Annotated in this window: 23 protein-coding genes and 1 other annotated feature (1 of these 24 running past the window's edge); of the genes, 13 read left to right on the forward strand and 10 right to left on the reverse strand. The window is 46.1% G+C overall.

Going from position 1 to position 26,682, the window contains the following annotated elements; all coding sequences use genetic code 11:
• Positions 1-107: a sequence feature (Trp leader region), on the reverse strand; it reaches 1 nt to the left of the window's first position.
• A 211-nt stretch (positions 108-318) separates the two neighbouring features.
• The 6 genes from rnm to L5M29_RS02585 all read left to right on the forward strand — a co-directional run bounded on the left by rnm (position 319) and on the right by L5M29_RS02585 (position 5,279).
• Entirely contained in the window at positions 319-1,179 is an 861-nt protein-coding gene (rnm, locus tag L5M29_RS02560; protein ID WP_105253095.1) for an RNase RNM, read from the forward strand.
• Positions 1,176-1,796, forward strand: a complete 621-nt coding sequence (locus L5M29_RS02565) for an L-threonylcarbamoyladenylate synthase (protein WP_028760994.1) — start codon at positions 1,176-1,178, stop codon at positions 1,794-1,796. Before rnm ends, L5M29_RS02565 begins: the two co-directional genes overlap by 4 nt.
• Positions 1,797-1,955: 159 nt before the next feature.
• Entirely contained in the window at positions 1,956-2,744 is a 789-nt protein-coding gene (locus L5M29_RS02570) for a segregation and condensation protein A (protein ID WP_105252121.1), read from the forward strand.
• A gap of 3 nt (positions 2,745-2,747) precedes the next feature.
• Positions 2,748-3,344: an SMC-Scp complex subunit ScpB gene (gene scpB, locus L5M29_RS02575; protein WP_011788946.1), complete on the forward strand. Its 597-nt coding sequence runs from the start codon at positions 2,748-2,750 to the stop codon at positions 3,342-3,344.
• A complete protein-coding gene (gene rluB / locus L5M29_RS02580; RefSeq protein ID WP_028760991.1) occupies positions 3,337-4,212 on the forward strand; it encodes a 23S rRNA pseudouridine(2605) synthase RluB in 876 nt (291 codons plus the stop codon). Before scpB ends, rluB begins: the two co-directional genes overlap by 8 nt.
• 101 nt (positions 4,213-4,313) lie before the next feature.
• On the forward strand, positions 4,314-5,279 hold the full coding sequence (locus L5M29_RS02585) for an exo-alpha-sialidase (protein WP_263166036.1): 966 nt from the start codon (positions 4,314-4,316) through the stop codon (positions 5,277-5,279).
• Between the two features lie 146 nt (positions 5,280-5,425).
• Here L5M29_RS02585 and L5M29_RS02590 read toward each other — a convergent pair whose 3' ends face one another.
• Positions 5,426-6,163, reverse strand: coding sequence for a YciK family oxidoreductase (locus tag L5M29_RS02590; protein ID WP_263166039.1), 738 nt, complete (start codon positions 6,161-6,163; stop codon positions 5,426-5,428).
• Positions 6,164-6,425: 262 nt separating this feature from the next.
• Here L5M29_RS02590 and L5M29_RS02595 point away from each other — a divergent pair, with 262 nt between their 5' ends.
• Both L5M29_RS02595 and sohB read left to right on the forward strand, forming a co-directional pair.
• Positions 6,426-8,909 (forward strand): VolA/Pla-1 family phospholipase, encoded by a 2,484-nt coding sequence (locus L5M29_RS02595; RefSeq protein ID WP_263166041.1) that lies wholly within the window; start codon positions 6,426-6,428, stop codon positions 8,907-8,909.
• 111 nt (positions 8,910-9,020) lie between these two features.
• Positions 9,021-10,037, forward strand: a complete 1,017-nt coding sequence (gene sohB, locus L5M29_RS02600) for a protease SohB (RefSeq protein WP_105252126.1) — start codon at positions 9,021-9,023, stop codon at positions 10,035-10,037.
• A gap of 87 nt (positions 10,038-10,124) precedes the next feature.
• On the opposite strand, the gene L5M29_RS02605 is transcribed toward sohB, so the two are convergent.
• Together L5M29_RS02605 and L5M29_RS02610 are read right to left on the reverse strand one after the other, a co-directional pair.
• Positions 10,125-11,192 carry a DUF3083 family protein gene (locus L5M29_RS02605; RefSeq protein ID WP_028760986.1) on the reverse strand — a complete coding sequence of 356 codons (1,068 nt, stop codon included), beginning with the start codon at positions 11,190-11,192 and terminating at the stop codon, positions 10,125-10,127.
• A gap of 145 nt (positions 11,193-11,337) precedes the next feature.
• Positions 11,338-11,937: an arylesterase gene (locus tag L5M29_RS02610; protein WP_028760985.1), complete on the reverse strand. Its 600-nt coding sequence runs from the start codon at positions 11,935-11,937 to the stop codon at positions 11,338-11,340.
• 52 nt (positions 11,938-11,989) lie between these two features.
• On the opposite strand from L5M29_RS02610, the gene L5M29_RS02615 reads away from it, so the two are divergent.
• The 3 genes from L5M29_RS02615 to lepB all read left to right on the forward strand — a co-directional run bounded on the left by L5M29_RS02615 (position 11,990) and on the right by lepB (position 16,187).
• Positions 11,990-12,718 carry an ABC transporter ATP-binding protein gene (locus L5M29_RS02615; protein ID WP_212600695.1) on the forward strand — a complete coding sequence of 243 codons (729 nt, stop codon included), beginning with the start codon at positions 11,990-11,992 and terminating at the stop codon, positions 12,716-12,718.
• 2 nt (positions 12,719-12,720) lie between these two features.
• Positions 12,721-15,216: an ABC transporter permease gene (locus L5M29_RS02620; RefSeq protein WP_263166043.1), complete on the forward strand. Its 2,496-nt coding sequence runs from the start codon at positions 12,721-12,723 to the stop codon at positions 15,214-15,216.
• 308 nt (positions 15,217-15,524) lie between these two features.
• On the forward strand, positions 15,525-16,187 hold the full coding sequence (gene lepB / locus L5M29_RS02625) for a signal peptidase I (RefSeq protein ID WP_263166045.1): 663 nt from the start codon (positions 15,525-15,527) through the stop codon (positions 16,185-16,187).
• 75 nt (positions 16,188-16,262) lie between these two features.
• Here lepB and gltS read toward each other — a convergent pair whose 3' ends face one another.
• The 3 genes from gltS to folX form a co-directional block, all read right to left on the reverse strand.
• Entirely contained in the window at positions 16,263-17,486 is a 1,224-nt protein-coding gene (gene gltS, locus L5M29_RS02630) for a sodium/glutamate symporter (RefSeq protein ID WP_263139015.1), read from the reverse strand.
• 532 nt (positions 17,487-18,018) lie between these two features.
• Positions 18,019-18,912, reverse strand: a complete 894-nt coding sequence (locus tag L5M29_RS02635; protein WP_028760980.1) for a TIGR01777 family oxidoreductase — start codon at positions 18,910-18,912, stop codon at positions 18,019-18,021.
• Positions 18,913-18,999: 87 nt separating this feature from the next.
• Positions 19,000-19,362 (reverse strand): dihydroneopterin triphosphate 2'-epimerase, encoded by a 363-nt coding sequence (gene folX, locus L5M29_RS02640; RefSeq protein ID WP_006082167.1) that lies wholly within the window; start codon positions 19,360-19,362, stop codon positions 19,000-19,002.
• Between the two features lie 98 nt (positions 19,363-19,460).
• Between folX and L5M29_RS02645 the strand changes: the two genes are divergently transcribed.
• Positions 19,461-20,570 carry an AI-2E family transporter gene (locus tag L5M29_RS02645; protein ID WP_028760979.1) on the forward strand — a complete coding sequence of 370 codons (1,110 nt, stop codon included), beginning with the start codon at positions 19,461-19,463 and terminating at the stop codon, positions 20,568-20,570.
• Positions 20,571-20,576: 6 nt separating this feature from the next.
• A complete protein-coding gene (locus L5M29_RS02650; RefSeq protein ID WP_131523541.1) occupies positions 20,577-21,494 on the forward strand; it encodes a class I SAM-dependent methyltransferase in 918 nt (305 codons plus the stop codon).
• A 102-nt stretch (positions 21,495-21,596) separates the two neighbouring features.
• Here the strand turns inward: L5M29_RS02650 and L5M29_RS02655 are convergent, their stop codons facing one another.
• The 4 genes from L5M29_RS02655 to ackA form a co-directional block, all read right to left on the reverse strand.
• Positions 21,597-21,725, reverse strand: a complete 129-nt coding sequence (locus tag L5M29_RS02655; protein ID WP_263146341.1) for a hypothetical protein — start codon at positions 21,723-21,725, stop codon at positions 21,597-21,599.
• Between the two features lie 569 nt (positions 21,726-22,294).
• Positions 22,295-22,729, reverse strand: coding sequence for a hypothetical protein (locus tag L5M29_RS02660; RefSeq protein ID WP_263166047.1), 435 nt, complete (start codon positions 22,727-22,729; stop codon positions 22,295-22,297).
• A 478-nt stretch (positions 22,730-23,207) separates the two neighbouring features.
• Positions 23,208-25,361: a phosphate acetyltransferase gene (gene pta, locus L5M29_RS02665; protein WP_028760976.1), complete on the reverse strand. Its 2,154-nt coding sequence runs from the start codon at positions 25,359-25,361 to the stop codon at positions 23,208-23,210.
• A 111-nt stretch (positions 25,362-25,472) separates the two neighbouring features.
• Positions 25,473-26,672 carry an acetate kinase gene (ackA, locus tag L5M29_RS02670; RefSeq protein ID WP_107948097.1) on the reverse strand — a complete coding sequence of 400 codons (1,200 nt, stop codon included), beginning with the start codon at positions 26,670-26,672 and terminating at the stop codon, positions 25,473-25,475.
• Between the last annotated feature and the right edge of the window lie 10 nt (positions 26,673-26,682).

The raw sequence follows: 26,682 nt of genomic DNA on the forward strand, positions 1-26,682 counted from the left end.
CAAAAAAGCCCGCATTTCTGCGGGCTTCTTGTTGATTCTGGTCACTTTCAAATGAGCACAGAGCTTCACACCACCCGCTACGTTGGGAAGTGCCACCACCAAATGATGTTTAATGAAGCGTTAATGTGTGTCATTCAAAAGGGTCTCGCTAATTCAGTCAATTGGTGTATAGAAAACCTTAGCTGGAGCTGAATGTCAATTGAATATTTTTCACTTCCTGCGATTTATTCGCTGCAATGATGCATAAAATTGATGTTACTCAGCCACAAAATACGAGATAGCAGCGCATTTGTTAACAAGTTCGCGTACAATAGCGCCATGAATACTCAAAGCATATTGGCTGATCTACACAGCCACACGACCGCGTCCGATGGTCAGTTAACGCCGTCTGAATTGGTGGCAAGAGCCCTTGAAAAGGGGGTGCAGTTATTTGCCATTACCGATCACGACACAGTGGCTGGTTTACCTGAAGCCCGTGCCTTTAATCAGGCACAAGCTACTCCATTGAAATTGATTTCTGGCGTGGAAATCTCTACTCGCTGGAACAGTTACGATATCCACATAGTGGCGCTTAACTTCGATGCTGATAATCCAGCGTTATTAGCATTTTTAGAAAACCAGCGTGAATTACGTGAATTACGGGCTCAAGAAATTGGCCATAGATTAGCTAAAGCTGGCATTGAAGGTGCCTACGAAGGTGCTAAGGCGTTGGCGGGTGATGCGGCATTGAGCCGTGGACATTACGCTCGCTGGATGGCTGAAAATGGTCATGCTGTGGATATGCCCAGCGTCTTTAAACGCTACCTTGCACGCGGTAAAACCGGTTATGTGCCTAATAATTGGGGTGATATGGCCAGTGCCATTGATATCATCCATAACGCAGGTGGGTTAGCCGTGTTGGCGCACCCCAGTGGTTATAAGTTATCGGCTAAGTGGCTTAAGCGCTTAGTGCGTGAATTTAAAGAAGCCGGTGGAGATGCCATGGAAGTGGTGCTTGGCCAGCAAACATTAGACGACAGGGCCAATCTTGTGGCGCTGAGTGTCCAAAACCAGTTGCTCGCATCGATAGGGAGTGATTTTCACTTTCCGAGCAATTGGATAGAATTAGGTAAAAATCTGTATCAGCCCCAAGGTATTGATTGGGTCTGGCAATCGGAATCTTGGATGGAACGACCATGAGTCAGTTTTTTTATGTACATGAAGTAAATCCGCAAACGCGGCTTATTAGTCAGGCGGTCGCCGTATTGAAAAGCGGCGGTGTGATTGTTTATCCCACCGATTCGGGCTATGCCTTAGGCTGCTTGATTGGTGAGAAAGACGCGATGACGCGGATGGCGAGAATTCGTCAAATTGAGAACGATCATAACTTTTCCTTGATGTGCCGTGATTTATCCGAGCTTGCGACCTACGCTAAAGTGGATAATCAGGCGTATCGCATCCTAAAAAGCTGCACGCCTGGGCCTTATACGTTCATTTTCAAAGCGACTAAAGAAGTACCGCGTCGCTTACAAAATGACAAGAAAAAGACCATAGGTATTCGTGTGCCCGACAATGTAATCGCACTGGCGTTGCTGGAAGCCTTAGATGCGCCGCTGATGTCGACCAGTTTAGTGATGCCGAATGCAGAATTTGCCGAGTCTGATCCTGAACAAATTCGTGATTTGCTCGAGCATCAAGTGGATGTGATTATCCACGGTGGTTATTTAGGCGAAAAGCCAACGACTGTGATTGATATGTCTGAAGATGGCGCCGAGATTTTACGTGAAGGCGCGGGTGATATCACGCCGTTCCTCTAAATCTGCCACATTAGATTTATCGCTAATGGATGCGGGTAAGTGATTCTGATCGTGGTAGTCAACATTTGGCAGTTTTATCGCCGTAGATTTACAGGTATAATCGCGCGTTTGGCGTTAGCCTAGGTTGGATAGCGCAGTGTTAACGGAGCAAGATAGCGGATGCAGGGCACGCAACAAAGTTTACCCTTAGCCGTTATTCGTGGTCAGGCAATGACCGAAATGCCGCTGGATTTGTTTATTCCGCCTGAGGCATTGGAAGTGTTCCTCGAGTCCTTTGAAGGGCCATTGGATTTACTTTTATATTTGATCCGTAAGCAAAAATTAGACGTTGTCGATTTACCCATTCAGCAAATCACCGCGCAGTATTTAGAATATATTACGTTGCTGACTCAGGCTCGAATCGAACTTGCTGCCGATTACTTAGTGATGGCGGCAACGCTTGCCGAGATTAAATCCCGTTTGCTGCTGCCGCGTATGGTGGCTGAAGATGAGGTTGAGGAAGATCCTCGGGCGCAATTGATCCGTCAGTTGAAAGCCTATGAAGTGATTAAAGAAGCGTCGCAAAAACTCGATGATTTGCCGCGGCTCGAGCGGGATGTGTTTCAAGCCAAGGCAGTGGCAGCACCTGACATTAAGCCGTTAATGATCCCGCCAGAAGTCTCGTTGTTTGAAATTGCCCGTGCCTTTGGTGATGTACTCAAACGTATCGATGCCTATGAAGATCATCACGTTAAGCGTGAACAGTTATCGACCCGTGAGCGCATGAGCCAGATTTTAGCCATGTTGAACTCGGAAGATTTTACGGCATTTGAACGTTTATTTACCCTAGAAGAAGGCCGTGCCGGCGTGGTTGTCACCTTCTTAGCTTTGATGGAATTAGTCAAAGAATTATTGGTCGAATTGTACCAAACAGAACCGTTTTCAACTATTTACGTTAAGGCCTATTAATTGATGCAGATAAATCCTACTCAATTAAAACAGCTTATTGAAGCGAGTTTGTTTGTATTGGGGAAACCCTTGTCGGCGAAAATGTTGAAAGACACTGTATTGGTGGATTTCACGGTTTCCAGAGACAAAATAAAAGCTGCATTGGATGAGCTGCAGCAGGATTATCAAGACAGAGGTGTGCAACTTGTGAAAGTCGCTGGGGGTTATCGCTTCCAGACCTTAGAAGTCTTGAGTCCATTTTTGCAGCCTCTGTGGCAAGAAAAGGCGCCTAAATATTCGCGTGCGACATTAGAAACCTTGGCGGTGATTGCTTATCGTCAACCTGTGACTCGCGGCGATATTGAACAGGTGCGCGGTGTGGCTATAAGTAGCCATATCATAAAAAGTTTGTCAGATAGACATTGGATTAAAGTAGTTGGCCATAAAGAAGTACCGGGGCGACCCGCGTTATATGCCACTACCTTAGAATTTTTAGCATATTTTGGCTTAGATACCTTAGCGGATTTACCGCCGTTGTCGGATACTGAGTCATTGCAGGCGGTTTTTTCAGGTTTGAAATCAGCGCCAGAACAGTCAGAAGAGCAAAATACTAATGAGTGAAAAATTGCAGAAAGTCTTGGCCCGTGCAGGCCATGGCTCCCGTCGTGAGATGGAGGCATGGATTGCTGCAGGCCGAGTTAGTATTGATGGTGAAATTGCTAGCCTTGGGGATCGTATTGAAGCTGATGCTAAAGTGCGTATCGATGGCAGAGCCATTTCGTTAAAGTCTGCCGAAGATGTGATTTGCCGTGTGCTGGCATATCATAAACCTGAAGGCGAAATTTGTAGTCGTAAAGATCCTGAAGGCCGTCCAACGGTATTCGATCGCTTACCTAAAGTGCGTGATTCACGCTGGGTAGCGGTTGGTCGTTTAGACATTAACACCTCAGGCTTATTGTTGTTTACGTCAGATGGTGAGTTGGCGAACCGTTTAATGCATCCATCGAACGAAGTCGACCGCGAATACGCAGTGCGTACCTTTGGTGAAATCCCTGAGGCGACAGTGCAACGTTTACGTACTGGCGTCATGTTAGAAGACGGCCCTGCGCAGTTTGATAGCATCAAGCCAGCGGGCGGCGAAGGCATGAACCAGTGGTGGCATGTGTGTTTACGCGAAGGTCGCAACCGTGAAGTGCGCCGTTTGTGGGAATCCCAAGAAGTACAGGTGAGTCGTTTGATCCGTATTCGTTATGGTATGGTCGAACTGCCAAAATCACTGCCTCGCGGTGGCTGGGTTGAATTGCCAGTAGAGCAAGTTAACTACTTGCGTAAGCTGGCGGGTCTTGAGCCCGAAACTCGTACTATGCTCGCCGCTGATAAACACAGCGTAGCCCGTGCTCAGGTGAAGAGTGCTAAAATTCGCCGCGCCGTACGTAAGCATAAAGTGACCGGATCGGGAAAACCCAAGCCATCGCGTCAGCGCAGCTAAGTTGTTTTATCCCAATGAAAAAGGCCGCTAAGCGGCCTTTTTGCTTTCTGTTATTTGCAGCTATGTTATAACAAGTCTCAGTTGGATTGAGGAGTGAATGAATGAAGCTAATTTCAGTGAAACGGATTTGGGAACACGCTGCCCATAATGCGTTTACCGATTTAATCACGTTTCAGGGGGCACTGTTTTGCGTTTTCCGTGAAGGGACAGCCCATGTGTCACCCGATGGTGCGCTACGAATTCTACGCTCAGCGGATTTAGGTGACACTTGGCAGAGCGTGGCGCTGATCCGTTCGGATGAGGCGGATTTACGCGATGGCAAACTGATTGAGTATCAAGGGGAATTACTCTTACTCGGCGGCGGGACTTTACACGATAAGTCTGGTTTACAATCACATCTTTGGCGCTCAGCCAATGGGCTAGCGTGGTCGGATGCGTTAAAAGTCGCTGATAAAGGCTATTGGTTATGGCGCTTAACCGAGCATCAAAATGCACTCTATGGCGTGGGTTATCGCGCTGGGCCCGATGGTGATACCCGTTTGTATAAGAGTGAGGATGGGGTGAAGTTTGAAACTTGGCTAAAGCTGTTTAATAATCAAGGTTATGTCAACGAAACTGCCATTGTTTTTCATCAAGAAAACGGCTTTTGTCTATTGAGGCGCGATCCCGTATGGGGCCCAGAATTTGTCGGTTTACTCGGCCGCAGTCAAATGCCATTCACTGATTGGCAATGGCAAGAACTCGATAAGCGCATTGGTGGGCCAGTGATGTTGATGTATCAATCCCGTTTGTTGGCTGTAGTGCGTTTATATGATGAACGAGTTCGCACGGCTTTAGTTGAAATTCATCCAGATACTGGCGTGGTTCAAGAACTACTGACACTGCCATCGAAGGGCGATACCAGTTATGCGGGCGTTGTGATTGACGGAAATGAGTTGTGGGTAAGTTATTACTCCAGCCATGAGTTAGCTGACTCACAGCTGGATACACAAAATTCGCTTGATGAGTCAAACAGAGTCGCCAAAGCTAAAACGATGATTTATTTTGCAAAAATTCAGTTAAGCTAGGATTGGCGGTGCGGTATCTTTGTCGTACTTAATATCATCGACAAGTTCTGGGTTTCATTTTGAGAATATCTAAAATATTAAAGAGCCATAAATAGGCCCTTTAATATTGCTGAATCATATCGGCAGAAACTCAATAAGCGATTCGATTACTGTGCGTTAAACTGCCGTCCGTTGACGGCACTAGAATCTTGACCCATCAAATAGAGATAGGTCGGCATGATCTCTTCAGCTGTTTTGAGATCCAGTGGATTCTCTGCAGGGTAGGCTTTAGCGCGCATCTCAGTGCGGGTAGCTCCTGGATTGATGCTGTTAACTCGAACTGAGGTGCCATCGCATTCATGGGCGAGAACTTGCATCATGCCTTCGGTGGCAAACTTAGAGAAGGCATAAGGTCCCCAATAAGCGCGGCCTTGACGACCCACACTGCTCGACGTAAAGATAATCGATGCACTGGGTGCTTGGCGCATCACAGGTAGTAATGCTTTAGTTAGCATGACTTGGGCCGTGACGTTCACTTTGAGCACGTCTTCGAGTGATGGAATATCTATGTGTTCAAACGGACCTAAGGCACCGAGTAAGCTAGCATTATGTAATAAGCCGTCTAAATGATCGAATTGCTCGGCTATGGTATCGGCCATATCGCGATAATTTTGTTCCGTTGCGCCCTTAAGATCCAATGGCACTATGGCAGGCTTGGGATAACCGGCTTGTTCTATTACGTCGTAAACTGCTTCCAATTTTTTCACTGTTTTACCAAGTAAAATCACAGTGGCGCCGTGTTTTGCAAACTCAATGGCGGCGGTTCGGCCTATGCCAGCACCAGCGCCTGTGACTAAAATCGTCTTGCCCTTGAGTAAATCTTTTGCTGCTTGATATTCCAACATGAGTCTCTTTTTCCTCTTGGCGAGAATGCCCGCCACTTCTAGAGTCGCCGAAGTGATAAACGCATGTTTCAAACAAATGAATGAAACTTTGTTATCAATAGCTGAAATCTTTGTGACAAACTTGTGGCTAACTCAATATTTTTACGTTAACTTGAAATGAGTTAGGGGCTAACATAAGCCCTATTGGTCACAGATCTAAAAGCTATTGTGACTAATTTCTTGGGGAAAACAAAACTATTACAACAAGATTTGGGGAAAAAAGATGAAAAGACTCATTTTGGGTGTTGCGATTGCATCTGCACTGGGCCTCACAGGATGTGGTGAGGACAGTTTTAATGAACTCAAGGATAAGACAGAAGTGCTCATCCCTGAATCGCACATGGTGTTCGACCCTGCTAATTCAAAAGTTCCATTACCGAATGATTTGCTGTTCAGTGGCACCAAAGATGGCACATTATCAATTCCGGGTGAAAGCTCGGGCAATTATGTTGATCCACAAATAGCGCTTGGGGCGTTAGATGGGTGGTCGACAACATCACCGATTTCTATTGATATCGATTTGGCGAAAAAACATGACGGTACACCGCTAACCTTAATGGCGGCATCGGTTGCGCAACCGGGTGCTGTCAGAATGTTTGAAGCCACAGTAGGCGGCGCATTATCATCTGATCCCGAATGTAAGGCTAAACCGTCAGTTTCAGCCTGTAAAGTGGGCGCTGAGTTGCAGTTTGGCGTTGACTTTATATCAACCGCTTCGGGCAAAAAAGTGGTGATAATTCCGCTTAAGCCACTCAAAGCCGGGCAATCTTATATTTATGCGACAACGAATCTTATTCAAGATTCTGAAGGTCGTGGTATCGCTCCTTCAACGACCTATGGTTTGTTGAAGCTGGATATCAATACGTTACCTTTAGAAACGCCAGATCAATTGATGCTGCAAACCTTAGTGAACAGTTATGAGAAAGGGATTGCTGCGGCCCATAAGGTCGATCCTTTAACCATCAGTTACTCTGGCTTATTTACCACTCAGTCTGTTGCTAACGTCTATGAAACCACCAAATTGCTGATGGCGAAGGGTGCTCCCTATGCACCAAGCTTTGCCCAGATGCCAACACCGACTGGATTGACTGTGGCTCAAGTGGCAGGCTTAACACCAGCTGCTGGAGCTGCCTATGTTGCCGCAAACTTGGCTGATGTGTATACGGCAAAAATTAAACTGCCTATTTACGGTGATTGTTCTTCAGTTGGTTGTTTATCCGCTGAAGGTAAACCATTAATTAATGGTCATTGGAAAGCCCAAGGTGATAGCCCTGTATCTGTGCTACTAGCACTGCAAGCGGGCACACTCAGCCAGAATAATTTTGGTATGCAAGCGGTGGCTAATGGTATTGCCAACCCTGCTGATGCTTTAGCCAATCCCTCGTTAATGGCGGGTAAAACATGGGTTTTAGACGATGGTACGGCAGTTGATAAAACCAAACATCTGACTAAATTCAATCCTATTCCAGCAATCAAAGGTTATGAAACAGTATCTGTACTGATTTCTATGCCCAATGCAACGAAATTGGCCGCTTTTTATCAACAGCAAGGTCGTGAGTTTATTCCTCCTACATCTGGTTGGCCAACAACAATTGCCCTTCACGGTTTAGGTGGCGGTAAAGAAATGTCATTGGCCTATGCCGGCACGTATGCGGCAATGGGGGTTGCGACTGTTGCTATTGATATGCCACTTCACGGTGCGCGTTCATTTGATGCTAACGGAGATGGGATTTATGAAGTCTCTGCGACAGATCCTGCCTTCGGTGCAGTTGTTGGTAAACCGGACGCCTTTAAAAATGGTAACCCGTTGGTGTTTGTGAATATTTCTAGCACTTTGTCGGTGCGAGATAATTTCCGTCAAGCGACGATGGACCATTTAGGGGTGCGTCTTGCTCTTACGGGCTTAGCACAGGGCTTAGCACAAGCAGGTCAGCCGCAAGTATTTGATGTGACTAAAATCAGTGCTCAAGGTCTGAGTTTAGGCGCCATTGTGGGCACCGATTTTGCGACCTATGCCAGCACGGGCATGAAGAATCCAGCAACCGGCGATGCCTTGCCAAATGCTTATGTTATCAATGCTGTATCCTTAGTTGCGCCAGCAGGTGGATTAGCAGGATCATTCGCAGGTTCTGCAACCTTTGGCCCAGTACTGTTTAGTAATATTACGGCATCTGCAACTTTCCAAGCACAGGTCGATGCGGCTAATACAGCTGGTTATGAGCCTGGTAGCCCTGAATATGCGGCACTGGTGCAGGGGGTATATGCCCAATTTATTCCGACGTTTGCCTTTGCGGTTCAAACAGCGGTAGATTCTGCAGATCCTGTTAACCATGCTGCTATGTTAAAAGCGACAGGCTTACCTGTTCACTTAATTGAAGTGGCGGGTGATGGTAACGGTAACTTAGCAGATCAAGTGCTGCCTAATCGCGTCGATAACTTCCCATTATCGGGCACTGAGCCGCTGATCGCTGCCATCGGGCTACCTTGTGCCGATAGCACGAGCAAAGGTCATGGCGTTGTGCGTTTCGCTAAAGGTCACCACAGTTCGATTGTTGATCCTAAAGAAAAGGAATCAACGGATGGTATGGCCGCGGCTGCCACGGTTGAAATGCAGACTCAAGTGGCAACCTATGCTGCTACTGCAGGTAAGGACGACGTGACGATTTTAGTGACAAACAGTGGGGTCATTGCGACTTGTCCTAACTAATCTTGCCTTAATCGGAAAAACCCAGCCTTTGCTGGGTTTTTTTATGGGCCTTTAGGCTGTTAGAATAGCGCGCAATTGATTGAATGATGTAACGCCCTAACGGAGAACACTTTGGAATTTTTATACGAGTATGGAATGTTTTTGGCGAAAGCCGTCACAATAGTGGTCGCAATCGTTGCCGTTATTATTGTGGTGTTGGCTTCCACTGTAAAACACAAGTCAGATAAGGGCGAGCTGAGGATCACTAACTTGTCTGAAGAGTTAGAAGAACTTAAGCATGGCTTAAAAGAAGAACTTCTGTCAAAGAAACAATTCAAAGCCTATGAAAAGCAATTAAAAGCTGACGAAAAGGCAAAAGACAAAGCCGCAGATGAAGCCTGCACGGGCAAAGTGTTCGTGATTGATTTTAAGGGCAGTATTGATGCCGCTGAGGTCGCATCACTGCGTGAAGAAATCAGTGCAATTATTGCTATCGCAGAAAAAGGCGATGAAGTGGTTGTCAATGTAGAGAGTGGCGGTGGTATGGTGCATGGTTATGGTTTAGCCTCCAGCCAGTTAGATCGCTTACGCCAAGCTGATATTCCATTGACTGTCTGTGTTGATAAAGTCGCCGCCAGTGGTGGCTATATGATGGCCTGTGTAGCGAATAAAATTTATGCTGCACCTTTTGCCATTGTCGGTTCTATTGGTGTTGTTGCTCAACTGCCTAACTTTAATCGCCTGCTGAAAAAGCATGAAATTGATTATGAGCAACATACGGCTGGTAATTTTAAACGCACCTTGACAGTGTTTGGTGAAAACTCCGATGAGGGAAGACAGAAGTTTCAAGAGGAACTCGAAGAAACCCACGTCTTATTTAAAGCGTTTGTTGGTAAGTATCGCCCTGAGTTGGATTTAGTGAAAGTCGCTACTGGCGAGCATTGGTACGGTCAGCAAGCTATTGAATTAGGTTTAGTTGATGCGATTTCGACCAGCGATGATGTGATAATGTCACTCGCCACAGAGCGTACTGTGTACAAGATACGTTATCAGGTGAGAAAGAAACTCGCCGATAAAATTGCCCACGGTGCTTCTTTGTCTGTGAACGCTATTTTCAATCGCCTCATAGAAAAAAATCGTCCTATGTAATTCTGTCTATTGGTGAATAAAAGTAAAAATGCCTGCATTTGCAGGCGTTTTCATTTGCTGAGCTTTCGCGGCTAATACCGAAGTGGGTTAGATTTGATAGCTGATATGTTGATGGAAACGTACGATGAGATCTTCACGCTCCGGATCGACACCTATGTCGGCTGCGAAGGCCTTCAGAGCCGTTTCAACATTGTTCATAAAACGACCGAAACCCGAATCGTCACAGTCCTTAGTACCTGCCACTATTGTAAAGTGCGCGGCTTCGACTAAGTTATCGGCATCCCAGCGACGGATAACTTGTTGCTCAGTCGCATTAGGATCGAACCCTATCATTTGTACTTCGGCTTTGCTGTCGAGCTTTTCAAACTTACTGTTACGCACAAGTGGTGTTAAGCCGTTCGCTATCATAGCAAGGCGTGTCAGTTGTCTATTAGCTGCCGCTTTGAGGAAGCAGTCTTCAAGATGCTGATATAAAGGCGTAAAGTCAGTGGCTGAGTCAGGTAATAAACCCTGTTTGAGTTTGCGACTCAGCGGCAAGCTCACCGTCACATAGGTAAGAGAGCTAACGTTTTCTGGTAACTCACATTTTCTGGCTTTATATCTTGGGCCGATGGCGCGCAGTTTATAACCATAGGTTTCTTTATAGCCCTTAGCTTTTGCGAACAGATCATAGGATAAATGCTGATGGTCGCGGACCTTAACCTTAAGATCGCTTATTGGCATTAAGGGCATTAATTCAGTGAGCAACTCACGCACCTTGATATGGAAACTGGCGGAATTACTGCGAATATCGTCACCTGTGGCAAGAAACACAATGCGCAGTTTGCGGGCGCGATAGTTTTCTTGCGAGAATAAGTTTTGGGCTTCGTGGTAGGCTGGGTTATAAAAAAATAGAATTTGTTCAGTGGTTTGGAAGCAATATGCTTCGGTATGGTAACGCACTACTGGCAGTTTATCGTTAGTGATCACGTGAACATTACGGAGATCGTGTTGTTCTGCCAAATTAAATATCAAACGGCTTAAAGTTTGATAACAGCTTTGATAATCGGGATATTGATTGAGTAGCTCATCCGTCACCTTGATTTCGGCTGTGATGTATTGATTTGTACGGGCTTCCTTGGGTATGTACACTTTTTGCTGATGGCTAAGGGACATATTGACTCCTTGTTTGAGTTAACCATTTGCTAACACGAATTTTACTGTTTATCTATAGGGTTAATCTTGCGTTAGAACACGTTTTTATCCGTTGAGTATGAGTTTAGCTAAGTAAGCGGTTCGTTAGCTTAAAATAGCAGCTATTTTATTGGGTTAACGCATTTTCTATCCATGGTTGCATCCAAGCCGCAATCTGAGCTTGTGCCTTTTCGTTGGGATGAATGCCATCCCTTTGCATTAATTCTGGATGGGGCGCGATATCCTGCATAAAGAAGGGGATCAACACTATATCCTGGGTTTTAGATATGTCTTGATACACTTGGGTGAACTTTTGGGTATAGCGAGGGCCATAGTTAGGCGGTACCATGATCTCGGTCAGCAGCACTTTTGCGCCGCTATCTTTGGCTAGGGTAATGATTTGGATTAGATTATTTTCGAGTTGCGTTGGGGGGAATCCACGTAAACCATCATTACCTCCTAGCTCAACGACCACAAGATCGGGAGCAACAGAATCGAGCAAGGCGGGTAATCGGCGTAGGCCGCCCGCTGTGGTTTCGCCGCTCACTGAGCCATTGGTAAACTGATGTTCGGGCAGATTTTTTTGCAGTAGTGCTACCCAGCCTGACTGTTCTGCCATGCCGTAGCTAGCGCCTAAGCTATCGCCGAGGATCAGTATCTTTGCCGCGTGAGCGGGCGTGACCATGAGTACACTCAGTAGGATGAATGCCCCTAGGGTCTTCGCCATTGATTTTAATCTTAGCGATTGATACCAGAACGATTTATATAAGAAGGATCCTATGTCTAACGTCATCTTAAAAAACAGTGCCATTAATGTTGTTAACCTCGAAAAATCAGTGATTACTCAGGAAGGAACGCTCACTATCCTCAAGGGCATTAACTTAGATGTCAAGCAAGGTGAGAGTGTGGCTATTCTCGGCCCATCAGGTTCGGGCAAATCCACCTTATTGGGATTGCTTGCGGCGCTTGATACGCCTACGTCGGGGGAGATTTGGCTCGATGGTGTGGCATTATCACCACTGAATGAAGAGCAAAAAGCGGCACTGCGTAAACAGAAGGTCAGCTTTATTTTTCAATCCTTTATGTTAGTGGATACCTTAACTGCGCTCGAGAACGTCATGTTACCCGCCGAGCTTGCGGGCGTGAGCAATGCCAAGGAAAAAGCGCAGGCCATGTTGGTGCGGGTTGGTTTATCCCATCGCTTGACTCATTTACCCAAACAGCTTTCGGGTGGTGAACAGCAAAGGGTGGCGATTGCCCGCGCTTTTATCTGTGAGCCTACAGTTTTGTTTGCCGATGAACCAACAGGCAATTTAGACAGCGTCAACGGCCATAAGATTGCCGATATGTTGTTTGAGCTTAATCAAGAAAGCCATACAACCTTAGTCCTCGTTACCCATGATCTGCTGCTGGCCAAACGGTGTGAGCGTCAACTAGTGATGGATAACGGCCATTTACAGGAAGATATTACTCAAACAGAACCGCTAGCCGATGTTAAGGAGGCTTAATAATGGAGTTAAGTCTGGCATGGCGTCTGTTTAAACGCGAGTTACAGCAAGGGCAATTGTTATTGATTATCCTCGCTATTACGCTCGCGGTTTTGTCTGTGAGTGGCTTGGCGCGGGTGAGTGAACGTCTGCAAGTGGCAATTAGTGGTCAAGCTTCACAGTTTATTGCGGCCGACCGTATTATCGATTCGCCGGTTAAAATTGATGCGGCGATTTTATCCAAAGCCGAAGCGCTTGGGCTTAAGCATGTGACTAACATGCAATTTAATTCCATGGTCTATTCGGGAGATAAGTTTCAGTTAGTCACAGTACGCGCCGTAGAGTCGGGTTACCCGCTTAAGGGCGATATTGAACTCACCAGCGGTAAAACAAAGGCGTTACCTCAAGCGGATCAAATTTGGTTTGAGACTCGCTTAGGCGGACTTTTGGGTTATCCCAAATCCATCGAACTAGGTAACAGCGAATTTGTGCTCAGCAATGAGATCAGCCGCTTACCCGACGCAGGTTTTAATCCTTTTGCTTCATCGCCAGTGGTATTGATGCGGATGGAGGATGTCGCCAAAACAGGTGTTATTCAACCGGGCAGTCGCGTGACTTATCTGTATCAATTTGCCGGAGATGAAGCCTCGCTTACGGCCTTTGAACAAAGTGTTAAACCGCTTTTGAATAGTACCCAGCGTTGGGTCGATGTGCAATCCGGTGACTCGCCGATTGCGGGAGCCGTTAAGCGAGCGGAGCGCTTCTTACTGCTGGCAAGTTTGATGGGCATTGCATTGGCCTGCGCGGCGATAGGTATTGCCGCCCAGCGTTATTGTCAGCGCCATTACGATGTGGTGGCCATGCTGAAAACCTTTGGCGCCTCGGCAAAGCAAATTCGCCTGTTGTTTGGTACTCATTTATTGTTGGTAACGCTACTGGGAATTGGTCTAGGCCTTATTGGGGGAGGGTTACTCGATTTTGGGATCAGTTATCTCTTGCCACCCGAAATTGCGGCCTATTCACCGCCACTCACACGGCCATTATTACTCGGTATCAGCACTGGGCTCATCAGCGCCTTTATGTTTTCGGCTTATCCATTGATGCGTTTACTGGCTATTCCGCCACTGCGGGTGTTGCAGCGTCAGTTAGAAGGCTTACAGCTTGGTATGTGGCTGCATTTGCTACTGAGTCTAGGGGCTATGGCACTACTGGGCTATTTGTATTCCCAAAGTTGGACTTTGACTCTGACTGTGGTCGCGGCTGTGCTATTGCTGGCTGTGCTGTTAAGTCTGCTTGGATTTGTGATGATACGAGCAGGACACAGTGTTGGTATGAAGACTACCAATCCTTTGCAATTAGCGCTGGCGGGGCTAAGGCGTCGTGCGCGGCAAAATGCGGTGCAATTGGTTGGTTTTAGCGCTGCACTGGTACTGTTATTGACGATTTTGGCGCTAAGACAAGATTTACTTAACGAATGGCAAAAACAGTTGCCCGAAAATGCGCCTAATTATTTCCTTGTCAATATTGCGCCTGATGATGCAAAGCCCTTGAATGATTTCATGACTACTAAGGGGATAGTGGCGACGGACATTTATCCGGTGATCCGTGGCCGGTTAACCCAAATTAATGGTGAAGCACTGATTTCGAATGAACAGTCCGAAGCGGGTGAAAAGGGGAGAGTGGGCATTTCGCGCGAGTTAAACCTAACGTGGCGCAATACACTGCCTGCTAACAACGAACTGTTAGAGGGGCATTTTAATCAAGCCGCCGATGAAGTGTCGGTGGAGTCCGGCGTGGCGGAGCGTCTAGGTATTGGTCTTGGCGATAAGCTGACTTACGTGATTGATAATCAAGAGCTCACAGTTAAAGTTGCCAGTATTCGTGCCGTGCATTGGGAAACACTGCAACCGAACTTCTTTATGATTTTCACCCAAGAAGCGCTCGCGCCTTTTGCGTATACCTCGATGGCGAGTTTTTATCTGAATGATCAGGCGACTAACGATAAGACTATTAATGCTGATGGTACGCCTAAGGGGGCAGTGATCCTTGCGCTTATTCAGCAATTTCCGACGATATCTATCATAGATGTTGGCGCTATGGTGGGGCAGTTGCGGCAGATAATTGAGCAAGTGTCGCTGTCGTTGTCTTTAGTGCTGGCCTTAGTGTTATTAGCCAGTGCCTTAGTCTTGATTGCACAGACTGAGGCTGGCATGGCAACTCGGCAACGTGAATTAGCTGTGTTGCGTACCTTTGGTGCTTCAGGATGGTTATTGCGCAGTGCAACGGGTTTAGAGTTCGCCTTACTTGGCGGTATTGCGGGTGTGTTAGCCGTAATTGTGGCCGAATTTGCGTTATATCTACTTAAGACGCAAGTATTTGAACTTAATGTATACATGCACTGGCCTTGGTGGGGTATTGCCCCTGTTTCTGGAGCCTTAATTGTCGCCCTACTTGGGGTTTGGCGTTGTCGACAATTGCTCAGCCAATCTTGTTCCGAGCTATTGAAGGCTGGGAGCTAGGGCGGTTTGTGAACTCTGTTGATGGGCTAAAACATAAAGCTTATTAAGACAACAAGCTGAGCCAACATTAAAAGCACTGATGCTGCCTAAGCTCAGTGCTTTTTTATTGTCTGGCTGATTCTGCTGAGTATGAGCATGACTCGAACATGAGCATGACTCGAACATGAATTTGAGCATGAACATGCGTTTTTGCATTGGCTTACAAATTGATCTGTGCTTAAGCAGGTAGCAACAGAACTTAGTGCAACTCAATGGGTCTATCTAACTGAGAACAGCGACTAGCTTATATATGCCATAGAGGGAATATTATGTTCAAAGGAATAACAAAACTGCTTAAAGATAATCGCTCTTTTTTTCTGTTTATCAGTTTAATGTTAGTGTTCAGGAGCGCTGTGGCCGATTGGAATACTGTGCCATCGGGTTCTATGCTGCCGACTATCGTCGAGGGTGATCGCATTCTAGTTAATAAGATGGCTTATGATCTTAGGGTGCCATTTACGCATATCGCATTAGTTAAACTGGCAGATCCTGCTCGCGGCGATATCGTGGTATTTGACTCAAAAAAGGCTGATAAAAAACTGATTAAGCGGGTAATAGCTGTGCCAGGCGATACTGTGATGATGCAGGATAATCGCTTGTATTTAAACGGCGAACTGCTCAGCTACACATCCCAAGCATTGAGTACTTATGCTCCCGCTGATGTGACAGAAATGCAGGAAAATTTACTCGGTATGGTCCACAGTATTCGCCTTAACCCAGTACCCTCAAGGCTTGCCAATTTTGGACCTGTCACAGTGCCGGATGCGCATTATTTAGCACTGGGTGATAATCGTGATAACAGCGCAGACTCTCGGGTTATTGGCTTCGTGCCCCGTGATGAGATTGTTGGCCGTTCAAGTTCAGTCGTTTTCTCCCTTGATTATGATGATTATTACCTGCCTCGGCCTGAACGCTTAATGCGTGAATTCTAGTCTTAACTATTTTGAACCATGAAATAGGGCGCTAAAGTCGGCGCCCTATTTTTTAAGTGATTGAGTTATAAACAACTACTTCATAAAGCTCAGATAGCCCTGTAAGACAATTAAGTTAACTATGTCGATGAAGAAGGCACCGACGATAGGTACTACCATAAAGGCTTGGGGTGATGGCCCTGTGCGTGATACTAGCGCGCCCATATTCATTACCGCTGTTGGGGTTGCACCCATACCAAAGCCGCAGTGGCCACCGGTGATCACCGCAGCATCGTAATTACTGCCCATGACTTTGAACGTCACGAAATAGGCAAAAATGGCCAACACTGCGGTTTGTACCAGTAAAATCACCAGTAGCGGGATCGCTAAATCAAAAATTTCCCATAACTTTAAAGTCATTAAGGCCATTGAGAGGAAGAGTGACAGCGCGACAGTCCCTATCACATCGATACTTTCGGTATGGGGTTTGTAACCGCGGGTGAGTTCTGTGAGATTAGCGATGAGCACGCCAAGAAAAAGAGCATATACAAAGTCGGGCATTTTTAGCCATGCAATACCCGATTGGCTGATCCACAGCGTGAGCCATTTTGATCCTGCAACACACAACAACAGCACAAACAGAGTTTCTAATATAGTTTTGGCGGTGACTTGGTCTTCTTCTAAGTGATCATAAGTGACTAAATGCGGATGTTCACTGTGATGCTTGCGGCCAACCCCATAGCGAGAAACAAGATTATGCTTACCGATTAATCGCTGCGCGACGGGGCCACCGATGATCCCACCCATGATCAAACCAAAAGTTGCCGCGGCCATAGCAAACTCTAAGGTGTTGATACCGTAGCGCTCAGCAAAGGTTTGTGACCAAGCAACGCCGGTACCATGGCCGCCCGACAGGGTAATTGATCCTGCGATAAGTCCCATTATGGGATCGAGCCCCAATAGGCTGGCTAAACTGACTCCGACGGCATTTTGAATCACAATATACATTGAGGCCACACCTAAAAAGATGAAGACTTTTTTACCACCGCTGAGCAATAGCTTGTAGTTTGCCGAGAGGCCAATGGTGCTAAAAAACATCAGCATTAAGGTATTTTGCAGTGATAGGCTGAAGTCGAGACTGATATTTTGAAAGTGAAGAAATGTGACTCCCGCGGCGACAACTAGGCCACCCACTATGGGTTCGGGAATATTATATTGTCTGAAGACACGTACATGGCGATTGATAGAGTGGCCGATAAACAGCACGAAAATGGCAATTAAAAATGATTCTAGCTCGCCAATCATATAGGTCGTGTGCATGAAAATTCCTTACAAACTGTCTTAGTGCGGGCGTTTCATTGGGCACAATGTCCAATGAGAAGTAACCCATCTTGTTATTAAGTACCTGCTAATGCTGGATGTTAAGCGCTTGATGTCGAGGACAGATCAGTGTCAATCCGATAAAAAATTTAAAGGACGAGTAGGCGCGAGTGTGTATCGTTTTATGGTCTACAGACCAAGAACAGCAGATTAAATAGCCTGTTCCTGAGCATAAATAACTGTCTATTTATGAGGTGTTGCTGAGTCTATCTGTGGTCAAGGCTGAGGCGGTTAATGCGTGCCTCCTATGACCGAATGGAGGCGAGTTTAGCAGAAAATGGACGGATTGTCGCTAAATCATAATAGAAATCATGATGTTACATTCTTGTTTTTCTAGTGTTGCTAAAATAATGGCAAGATTGACGCTACAATATACCTGGTTGTTGAGCGGATTTGGGTACTAAGAACCGCCTGCATCAGCGACTGATTTTATCAGCATATTAAAGCTGAGTTTGGGCTCTAGCGTGCTAGCCTATTTGGCTAACACGTTTGTTAAGGCGTTATCGAGATCACTGAATTGAAACTGAAAACCCGCTTCGAGGGCACGTTTGGGGTAAACAAATTGCCCTTCTGTCAGTAGCTCCGACATTTCGCCCATCGCTAAGCGTAATGCAAGCGGTGGGGTAGTGATTAATGCTGGGCGATTAAGTGCTTTTCCGAGCGCTTTGGTAAACACAGCGTTACTCACTGGATTGGGTGCAGTGGCATTAAATATGCCTTTACAGTGTTGTTGAGTGAGTAAAAAATCAATAAGGGAAATGAGATCCTGCACATGTATCCAGCTCATACCTTGGCGTCCATGGCCAATTGGGCCACCGAGTCCGAGTTTAAATGGCGGTAACATTTTCTCTAAGGCACCACCTTTACCTAGCACGATACCAATACGGATAATGCAGACGCGTGTGTGCTCTGAGGTTGCATTTAGCGCTTCTTGCTCCCATTTTCGACAGATGTCATGGCTAAACTCAACATGGGCGCCACTAGACTCATCGAGTAATTTATCATCGTGCCGCCCGTAATAACCGACTGCCGAACCACTCACCATGATCTGAGGAGGAGTGCTACTCTGTTGTATTAGCTGAGTTAATCTTGCCGTAATATCCCAGCGACTATCACAAATACGTTGCTTCTGGTTTTTACTCCAACGTTTAGCGACTATGGGTTCACCCGCAAGATTTACGATGGCATCAATGTGATTTAAGTCGCTTAGCGCATCGAGACTTTCGAGGTAGTGGTGCTGATTGCCGAGCACTTTTTGTGTTTGTTGCACCGAGCGAGTTAATAACGTCAGTTGATGATATGGCGCCAGTCGTTCGACTAATTGGCGGCCAATAAAGCCGCTTGCGCCGGTGATCAGTATATTCATGGAACCTCTCTTAATTGGTTAAGCTCTGCGGATATATACCAAAATGCGGTGTGCAACGATCACTTAGTCGGAGTATTTTTAGCCAGATTATTTTTGATAACATAACTCCATCGAGACTGAATCGGCAAAGCGTAGTGCATGGGGTTTGTCGATTTCGACACTGGCAAATTCAACCCAAGGATGCTCACTGGCGATGGCCAGCGTTTGGCTGGTGAGATTTTCGAGTAATGAGAAACGGTTATTTTCAATCAGTTCAATGATCTTTTTGGTAATTGTGCGGTAATTGAGCGCATCCTCGACATTGTCACTGTTGCGGGCACGTTCGGCACAATAATGGATCACGACATTAATGATCACGTCTTGGCGATTTTGGATTTCATCTTCTTTAATGCCAATAAAAGTACGAAGTCTTAAGTTTTTAATGCGTATAATCGCGGTTTCTGGTTTCATAATGACAAATGGCTATCTTAAGCTAAAGTTTCTGAGGTTAAGTGGTTTCAAGGGTTAGCCTAACAATTTTATCTAAGATCAAGAAGGATTTTTAATAAATGACTCGACCTAATGCGCCCTCTGCTGCTTATCGTGGCTTTGCGGTTATGGCCTTTGTAGTGATTATTTTGGCAGGGATTAAGGCGGCGAGCCCGATTGTGGTGCCGTTTGTGCTGTCCAGTTTTCTTGCGGTGATTTGTAATCCTGCAATCGGTTTGATGACAAAGTTCCGTGTGCCTAAATGGCTGGCAGTGATCCTTTTGATGGGTTTTATTGTGTTGATGGGCCTATGGTTAGCCTCAGTCGTTGGCAGTTCTGTCAATGAGTTTTCTAAACAATTGCCCCAATATCGCGATCAGCTGGTGGAGCAGTTTTCGTGGATTATCCATAAATTACAGGCATTAAATATTCAGATTTCGAAGGATCAGGTATTAGCCTATTTTGACCCTGGCATGGCCTTGTCTATGACCACGAATATGCTATCGGGTGTCGGCAATGTGATGGCGAATTTATTTCTGATCATCCTCACTATCGTCTTTATGCTGTTTGAAGCTCAGTCGCTGCCAAAGAAATTGCACCTGGCATTGGACGATCCCGATATGCGCTTAAAGCAGATTGACCGCTTTTTACAATCTGTGAATCAGTACATGGTGATCAAGACCTTAGTGAGTTTGGCTACTGGGATCATCGTCGGTGTGGGATTGACCTTCATCGGCGTGGATTACGCCATGTTATGGGCGGTGATTGCTTTCCTGTTTAATTACATTCCCAATATTGGTTCTATCATTGCCGCCATTCCAGCGGTGTTGTTGGCCTTTATTCAGCTTGGCCCTGCGGCTGCGGGGGGGACTGCACTTTTGTACGTGGGTGCCAACATGGTGATGGGCAATATCATTGAGCCTAAATTTATGGGGCGCGGTCTGGGGTTATCGACCTTAGTGGTGTTTTTATCATTAATTTTCTGGGGCTGGTTATTAGGTTCTGTGGGCATGTTGCTGTCAGTGCCATTGACTATGGTGGTTAAAATTGCCCTCGAATCGAGTAAAAGTGGTAATTGGTTAGCCATTTTATTATCGGACGATATTGAAGATAAGTTCTTGGCCAGTAACACGGAAAATTCAATTCCCAATGGCGATGAAGCCAATACAAGTGCAACTGAGAGTAAGTAATAGAAGATGCAAAGTTTTATACAAGCGCTAGCGACAATTGAGTTAGGTGATGATGCGGTGCGGTTATTCCACGGCCGCGGTGGGCATTACGTGGGTTGTGAGCACCTATGTTTAGATTGGTTTGCACCCGTACTATTGCTGACCAGCTTTACTCCCTTGGAGGATACGGATTTAACCCTCTGCCAACAGGCGATTGCAGCGCGCTGGCAAGCTATTAGGCCAGATAGCCAATTGAATTTAGTCTACCAATACCGTAGTGCGGGGGAGACGTTTACCCAATTATTGCAAGGTGAAGTGCCTGAGCCGCATATCGTTAGCGAAAATGGTGCACGGTTTCAGGTGCACCTAATGCGCGGACAAAACCACGGACTCTTCCTCGATATGGCTAATGGTCGTGAGTGGGTTAGAGCAAACGCCCGTTATAAAAAGGTGCTTAATTTGTTCGCTTATACCTGTGGTTTCTCGGTCGCGGCATTACAAGGGGGCGCCGATGAAGTTGTGAATATGGACATGAGCAAAGGCGCATTAGGCATAGGTAAGCAGAACCATTTGCTGAATGGCTTTAGCGCGGGAGCCCGTTTTTTAGGCCATGATATTTTTAAATCTTGGGGCAAACTGAAAAAGCTCGGTCCCTACGACATTGTTGTTGCCGATCCACCGAGCAATCAAAAGGGCAGTTTTGTCGCGACTAAGGATTATGTGCGTTTAATTAGGCGTTTACCTGAGTTGCTTGCCGAGAATGGTGAAGTATTACTGTGTCTAAATGCACCTGAACTCGATACCGCTTTCCTGCGTCAACAGGTAGCGGAAGCAGCACCTGCACTCGAATACATAGAGCGCTTAGCCAATCCGCTAGCCTTTATGGATGTGTCGGAAGAGAAGTCACTTAAGGTGCTTCGCTACCGCTTATCGACTCAAGCCTAGGCCTGATTTAGCTTAACTGGCCAGTATTAACTGGCCTTTTTTGTCGGCTTAGGTTGAGTGTTTAGCTTTTTACACTGTCGCTTATTACACAGCACTTATTCTTCAGTAGCTTAATCGCTCTGATAGCTGCGATCGCCCATAGGTTTCAATCACTTTACTGACTTGATGTTGGTCTAAGTGTTTGAGGGTGGAAATTTCACCATAAAGCCTGCCCTGAACATCTAATGGCATTCCCTAGATTCATTTTATGTAAGCGATTTTTGTTAATCGCTTTTGTGTATAAAGCGAATGATGAAATGGCGTCAGCATGGTCTCAATATCCTCGTAGAAAGTGAAAGTCTTTCATGTAGAAGTACTGATTGTGAGCTATTCAAATGATAACCAGCCTTAAATGCCATGCTTGGTGATACAAAACTGAAAGTTTTCTGTAATTATGGCTTTTGCTTTGTTATACTCCCGCCCACGGAATGTATCCCTTTCCTCATAGGCAAAATGTCAGCATAGAATGACAAGCCTCTGCGACCTTACCCAATCAAGCAGGAGTTGTTATGGAAGTTCATGAATACGAAAATGCTTATTATCAAGTGAAAGACGATGTACTAACGTCTTTACCTGCTGAAAGCGAAGAAGAAGTGATCCAGGCTTAATCGATAACGATTAAACTGACGGTACTTATGAGTCGGAAATAACAGAACAAGCACAAAAAAATAGCAACCTTAGGGTTGCTATTTTTTTGGCTGAAAGTAAGCAGGATGATTGTATGACAAGGTATGCGCGGTGAAAGCAGGCAAGAAAGGGGGTTAACCGTTAACTTTGCGCTTTTCAGGCAGAAGTTCGACGATAATCCATTGGCTACCAATTTTGTGTAGGCGTATGGTCCTGTCATCAATCCATGGTTGACCACCTTTAAGACCTTTCATTTTGACCACAACAATGACGTCTTTGGTAAATTTGCGGAAGAAGTCAATATCGATATCATCAATTTCCATTTCAACATTGGTCATAGATAGGCCGAGCATATTACGCTGTACGGCTGCGGCAATGTGGTAATGGGTGAGCACTTGTTTAATGGGATCGTCGACGTATTGCTTGGCTTGTTCAACATTACGATCAACATAAATCGCTTGAAAAAAGCCTAAGCTCACTTCTTCCGGTGATAACTGGTGCTGCTCTTGCGTTGAGGGATCGCCACAACCGAAGAGGAACAGGAGGGAGAAAAAAAATAGAGTTCGCATAAGTTTTAGTTATTGGAATTTGTTCCGAGTATCGCGATTTTAGCTGTAATGTACAAGTCTTGTCGTGATTCGCTGTCTATTGTGAAAAGCATTGACTCAAACCTCATGTGTGTGGCATATAGTTAGGAGTCATATAAAAAGGTTATCCACAGAAACTGTGGAAAACTATGTTGAAGACTTCAGTGATACTTTGTAAGTCACTGATATTGTCTTGCTTTATTTGCTGGTTAAAAAGTGACGCTTTTCTGCTTTCCATTACGCTCCACTTCTACTTGTGGATATTTTTCGCAATTTGCCGAGCTTATTCACACTGCATAATTCGATATTTCTCGTTTTTTCTTCATCTTTTGCAATTTCGACTTATCCATTAAGCGATTCTTGCGATCAACGGTATGGTTTACGCTAAATTTGAGCATAAAAAAAGCACCGGTAATAACCAGTGCTTTTTTGTGCGTAACGCTATGCAGATTTAATGCTGTTAGCCTTTAGCTGCGTCGTTTTGTGCAGCTTGAATTGCCGTTAGTGCGATAGTGTAGACGATGTCATCGACTAACGCGCCGCGAGACAAGTCGTTCACAGGTTTGCGCATACCTTGCAGCATAGGACCAATACTGATCAGATCGGCGCTTCGCTGTACGGCCTTGTAAGTCGTGTTGCCTGTATTAAGATCTGGGAACACGAAAACGGTAGCTTGACCAGCGACAGGGCTATTAGGTGCCTTAGAGCGGGCAACGTTTGGCATAACCGCCGCATCGTATTGCAATGGACCATCAATAATCAGATCTGGGCGTTTTTCTTTGGCAATACGGGTTGCTTCACGCACTTTATCAACATCAGAACCTGTACCTGAGTTGCCAGTTGAGTAGCTGATCATTGCCACTCTTGGCTCGATACCGAAGGCTTTTGCTGATTCTGCCGATTGGATGGCGATATCTGCTAACTGCTCAGCATTGGGATCTGGGTTAATCGCACAGTCACCGTAAACAAGCACTTGATCTGGCATCAGCATAAAGAAGATGGATGAAACTAAGCTTGAGCCCGGTGCCGTTTTGATCAATTGCAGTGGTGGGCGAATGGTATTGGCTGTGGTGTTAACCGCACCAGAAACGATACCGTCGACTTCGTTTTGCGCCAACATCATAGTGCCGAGCACCATGTTGTCTTCTAACTGTTCACGGGCAACGACTTCAGTTAAGCCTTTGCTGCGACGCAGTTCCAACATAGGTTCTACGTAACGGTCGCGCACCTCTTCTGGATCGATAATGATCACGCCTTCGCCAAGCACCACATCTTGCTGTGCGGCGATACGCAGGATTTCATCTTTTTTACCTAAAAGCACACAGCGAGCAATACCGCGTTCTGCACAAATGGCCGCCGCTTTAATGGTACGCGGCTCATCACCTTCTGGCAGCACCACAGTCTTGTGGGCGGCGCGCGCTAATTCCGTGAGTTTGTAACGGAAAGCTGGTGGTGACAGGCGATGCTCACGGGGCGAGTTTTTAGTCACGCTTTCAATCCACGTTTGGTCAATGTGGCTGGCCACATAATCCTGCACCAGATCGATACGGACGGCGTCATCAACGGGTACTTCATGGTCGAAACGTTGAATGTTGAGCGAGGTTTGCCAAGTGTTACTGTCGATCAAGAACACAGGTAAACCGGTTTCAAAGGCCTGCTCACACAGCTTAAGAATTTCTGGCTCCGGCTCATAGCTACCGGTCAACAACAGGGCACCAATTTTCACGCCGTTCATGGCCGCAAGACAGGCTGATACGATCACATCTGAGCGGTCGCCTGAGGTTACAAGCAAGGAGTCAGTCTTAATATGAGTGACCATGTTCGGTATACTGCGGGCACAAAACGTTACTTTACGCAGACGGCGGGTATGCATTTCGCCAGCATTCAGAATGCGTGCACTTAAATGTTTCGCTAAATCCGATGCACGAGGTGCAACAAGATCAAGATTGTAGGGCACGCTGCCTAAAATACGCAGTGGGCTCTTACCCGGCAGTTGGAACATGCTGGCCGCATCTGAGCGTTGAACACCTTGGTGATCAAAGACTTCAGATAGATCAGGGCGCGCGCGACCTTCGTCGTCCACGGGTGCTCCAATCTTGTTAATCACAGCGCCAATTAAGCGTTTATTCTTTTTCCCGCCCCAAGAGTTATAGGCGATTTCGAGGCGATTCATTAGCCCTGTGGCCGTATCACTGCCTGGTGTGGCAATAAAAATCACGTCGGCATCCATAGCTTTAGCGATGGCATAGTTCACATCATCGGCGAAGGGATGATTACGCGTTGGTACTAGACCTTCGACAATTAAGGTCTCTGTGTTGCTAGCGCAATCGGCCGCACGGGCAATGATTTGCTCCATTAAGACGTCGATTTGGTCGGCGCGGATTAAGGCTTCGGCATGGGCCATGTCGAAGGGCTCTAAGGGATTTACTGTTGGCGATTTGCTCAGAATAGTGGTCGAGCGTTCTGGGCCATTATCGTTTGGACGAAGCTGAGAAATAGGCTTAAAGAACTGAACCTTAACCCCGTGGCGCTCCAGTGCGCGCACCATCCCAAGGCTTAAGGAGGTCAGGCCGACTCCGGTACCTATGGGGATTAACATAATATTACGAGACATAAAAACCTCTAGTTTCGATGGTTTTTGGCAGAAGAGTTTCTGCAAATTTGCTTGTGAGTACGGCTACGTAAGGTATAAAGCCGTTTGGGTGAGCAAACGGCTTAGGTCTTTTTATTTGTTGATAAGTTTAATGGAATCTTCGGCGATAACCCATTCTTCGTTCGTTGGGATCACCATGGCAATCGTGCCTTTATCTTGGGTGATGATACCTTTCTTACCGAAACGCGCCGCTTTGTTGCGCTCACTATCGACATGGAAATTGAATATTTCCAGCATGTTGAGCACTTTTTCACGGATTAAATCTGAGTTTTCACCAATACCACCGGTGAAGACGACTGCATCTAAACGGCCCAGTGGCACAGTGTAAGAGGCGATGTACTTGGCTAAGCGGTAGCAGAAGATTTCTAAGGCTAAGGTCGCGCCTTTATGACCGTCTGCGTAACCTTCTTCGATGCCGCGGCAATCGTTAGTCAGCTCGGAAATGCCCAGCAGACCACTTTGCTTGTTCATCAGGTTATTCACTTCTTCTAAGGTGTAACCCAGTTGATGAACTAAGTGGTAGATGATTGAAGGGTCAATATCGCCACAACGAGTGCCCATGACCAAACCTTCTAATGGGGTTAAGCCCATAGAAGTGTCGACACTTTTGCCGCCTTTGATGGCGGTGACTGATGCACCGTTGCCTAAGTGAGCACAGATTACATTCGTTTCTTCAATTGGCTTGTTGAGCATTTTTGCCGCTTCACGGCTAACGAATAAATGACTCGTGCCATGCATGCCATAACGACGGATACCGTGTTCACGGTATAACTTGTAAGGCAGGGCGTAGACATAAGCTCTGTCTGGCATGCTTTGGTGGAAAGCGGTATCAAATACAGCAACCTGTGGCAATTTAGGGAAAGAGGCCATTGCCGCGCGGATGCCGATAAGGTGAGCAGGATTGTGCAGTGGGGCTAATGAAGCACAGTCTTCGATACCTTTGATCACGCTCTCATCGATGATCACTGAGCGAGTGAATTTCTCACCACCGTGAACGATACGATGGCCAACGGCTTGAATTTTTGCTGCTAATTCAGGTTGTTCCGCAAGAATTTTATTAACAATGTATTCAACTGCTTCACGGTGAGCCGTAAATGCACCTAAGGCTGCTTCATGTTTTTCGCCGTTGATTTTCCATTTAATGCGAGAGTCTTCTAAACCAAAACATTCGGCTAAGCCAGAAATTTGGTCGTCACCTGTTTGCGCGTCAATGACGGCAAATTTGAGAGAAGAGCTACCGCAATTGAGAACTAAAACCAGTTTATTTGACATGTGTAAACCC

The sequence above is a fragment of the Shewanella sp. SM95 genome, from assembly GCF_025653595.1.
GTDB lineage: Bacteria > Pseudomonadota > Gammaproteobacteria > Enterobacterales > Shewanellaceae > Shewanella > Shewanella oncorhynchi.